The organism is Allosphingosinicella sp., assembly GCF_036387215.1.
In the GTDB taxonomy this organism is placed as follows: domain Bacteria; phylum Pseudomonadota; class Alphaproteobacteria; order Sphingomonadales; family Sphingomonadaceae; genus Allosphingosinicella.
On sequence record NZ_DASVUE010000425.1, the window covers coordinates 1 to 2,304 of the forward strand.

Annotated in this window: 3 protein-coding genes; all 3 read left to right on the forward strand. The window is 65.9% G+C overall.

The genetic code is table 11. From position 1 onward, the window contains the following. Positions 1-754 (forward strand): DnaJ C-terminal domain-containing protein (locus tag VF662_RS16210; RefSeq protein WP_464142988.1); only part of this gene is annotated, 754 nt, incomplete at its 5' end. Positions 755-760: 6 nt separating this feature from the next. After that, positions 761-1,771, forward strand: a complete 1,011-nt coding sequence (locus tag VF662_RS16215; RefSeq protein ID WP_464142989.1) for a YihY/virulence factor BrkB family protein — start codon at positions 761-763, stop codon at positions 1,769-1,771. Beyond that, positions 1,768-2,304: SDR family oxidoreductase (locus VF662_RS16220; RefSeq protein ID WP_464142990.1), on the forward strand; the 537-nt coding region annotated here is incomplete at its 3' end. The genes VF662_RS16215 and VF662_RS16220, both read left to right, overlap by 4 nt.

Sequence of the window (2,304 nt, forward strand, 5' to 3'; positions counted from 1 at the left end):
GGGCAATCCGAAGATGCCGTTCGGCTACGGCCGTGCGGGCGGCGGAGGCGGCGGCGCGGGCGGAGGCTTCCGGCCGGGCGCCGGCCCCGGCGGCTTCGACATGGGCGGCGAGACCGCGGACCTGTCCGACATCTTCGAAGGATTGTTCGGCGGAGGGCAGCAGCGCAGCGGCCCGTTCGGAGGCTTCGGTGGCTTCGGGGGCGGCGGGCGGCGCTCGTCTCCTCCCGCCAAGGGCGCCGACGTCGGCTACCGTCTTGCCGTCTCGTTCGCCGATGCGGCGACGCTTGCCGACCAGCGCGTGGCGCTCGGCAACGGCAAGACGATCTCGATCAAGCTTCCCAAGGGCGTCGAGGAAGGCGCCAAGATCCGCCTTGCCGGCCAGGGGCAGGAAGGCGCAGGGGGCGCAGGCGACGCGATCGTCACCATCCACATCACTCCCCACCGCTTCTTGACCCGCGACGGCGACAATATCCGCCTCGACCTTCCGGTGACGCTCGACGAGGCTTTGCTCGGCGCAAAGGTGAAGGTGCCGACGGTGGACGGGGCGGTGATGGTGACGGTCCCGAAGGGCTCCACATCGGGCAAGGTGCTCCGCCTCAAGGGCAAGGGCTTCACCGGCAAGACCGGCACGCGCGGCGATCAGCTGGTCACCTTGATGGTCGACGTTCCGGCGGACGATTCGGAGCTTAACCGCTTCGTCGAGAACTGGAGCCGGAAGGGCAAAGGAAACCCGAGGGCCGCTCTGGGCGTCTAGCCCCTCATGCAGACGATCTCGCCCGAATCACCGGAAGCAAGACGCAAGCGGCTGGCGAAGACCAGGGCGCGGCTCGGCAAGCAATATGCCAAGGTAAAGCCCGGCACCCGCGCCTTCGAAATCATGAAGCGCGTGGTTGTCGGCGTCTATTCCGACGGCTTCATCCATGCCGGCAACCTTGCCTATCTGGCGCTCCTCACCGTCTTTCCGTTCGTGATCGTCGCGGCCGCGGTCGCGCGGCTGTTCGGCCAGACCGAAGGCGGCATGAACACGGTGATGGCGCTGTTCCAGACGATGCCGCCGAGCGTCGCCGACGTGCTGAGGCAGCCGATCAGCGACGTCCTCCAGGCGCGGTCCGGAAACCTGCTGTGGCTGGGCGCGCTGGTCGGCCTCTGGACCACCGGCAGCTTCATCGAGACGATCCGCGACATCATCCGCCGCGCCTATGGCGTCACCTACAGCCGCCCCTTCTGGGAATATCGGCTGAGTTCGATGGGCATCATCTTCGGCTCGGTGATCCTGATCCTGATCGCGTTCAGCGCGTCCATCCTCCTGTCGGGCGTGCAGCAGTTCATCCTGCGGATGGTCCCGGGAGCGGAAGAGGTGGCGAGCCTCCTCACCCTCTTCAGGTTCGCTCCGGCCCTGATCCTGTTCGGCGCGCTGTATCTGCTGTTCGTGTCCCTGACGCCGAAGCTCTACCGGAAGAAGGGGTGCAGGAAGTGGCCCGGCCCGGCGCTGGTGACGGTGTGGTGGCTTGCGACGACCGCCCTTCTCCCGGTCGTGCTGTCGAGCCTCGGCGGCTACGACCTCACCTACGGCAGCCTCGCCGGCGTGATCATCGCCCTCTTCTTCTTCTTCATCATCGGTTTCGGCGTTGCCGTAGGGGCACAGCTCAACGCCGCTCTGGCGGAAACGCCCGAACCCACTGTAAAGGACGTCCAGGAGGCGGAGGCCGAGGAGAAAGCGGAAGCCGCCGCCGAGGCCGCGAAAGCGGAGAAGGAAGAGGAAGTAGAATGACGGGGCTGATGGCGGGGAAACGGGGGCTCATCATGGGCCTCGCCAACGACCGCTCGATTGCATGGGGGATTGCAAAGGCGCTTGCGGCCCAGGGAGCGGAGCTTGCGTTCAGCTATCAGGGCGAAGCGCTTCAAAGGCGGGTCGCGCCCCTCGCCCAGTCATTGGGCTCCGATTTCCTGTTCGACTGCGACGTGTCCGACATGGCCGCGCTCGATCGCGCCTTTGACGAGCTTCGCCGGCGCTGGGAGACGATCGACTTCGTCGTCCACGCGATCGGCTTTTCCGACAAGAACGAGCTTCGCGGCAAATATGTCGAGACCAGCCTCGACAATTTCCTGATGTCGATGAACATCTCGGTCTACAGCTTCACCGCCGTCGCCAATCGCGCCCGAACGATGATGCCGAACGGCGGCTCGCTCCTCACCCTCTCCTATTACGGTGCCGAGAAGGTCATCCCGCACTACAACGTGATGGGCCTCGCCAAGTCCGCGCTCGAGACCAGCGTCAAATATCTGGCGATGGACCTGGGGCCC